The organism is Mesorhizobium sp. M2E.F.Ca.ET.209.01.1.1 (genome assembly GCF_004010375.2).
Classification (GTDB): Bacteria; Pseudomonadota; Alphaproteobacteria; order Rhizobiales; family Rhizobiaceae; genus Mesorhizobium.
Genome location: NZ_SADP02001195.1, coordinates 1 through 289, shown reverse-complemented (window position 1 = coordinate 289; position 289 = coordinate 1). Strand labels below are relative to the sequence as shown.

Annotated in this window: 1 pseudogene; it reads left to right on the top strand. The window is 62.6% G+C overall.

Annotation, left to right across the window (positions count from 1 at the left end):
- A pseudogene (locus EN852_RS39700) lies at positions 1–222 on the top strand (glycosyltransferase family 1 protein); the annotation flags it as partial.
- Positions 223–289 lie beyond the last annotated feature (67 nt).

Below are 289 nucleotides of genomic sequence, written 5' to 3'. Positions count from 1 at the left end.
GCTCTTCCGATCTATCCGGTGACCGGGCCGATCGACATCGTCGGCGACGGTTTTGGTGGCGCGGTGTCGAACGATTTGCGCGAGGCCGCGCTTACCGCACTCAACGTCAGCCGCGACCAGGCCCGCGAGCGCGCCATGCGCTACAGCTGGAAGGCCTGCGCGGAAATGTTCCTCGACGCGGTTGAGGAAGCATTGGGAACGACACGCAAGCTGGTGGCCTGATAGAGCCGGCGCATAGGATGCGGTGAAGTTCAGGTCTGGTCAAACACGTTCCTTGCGAGAGCTTGTG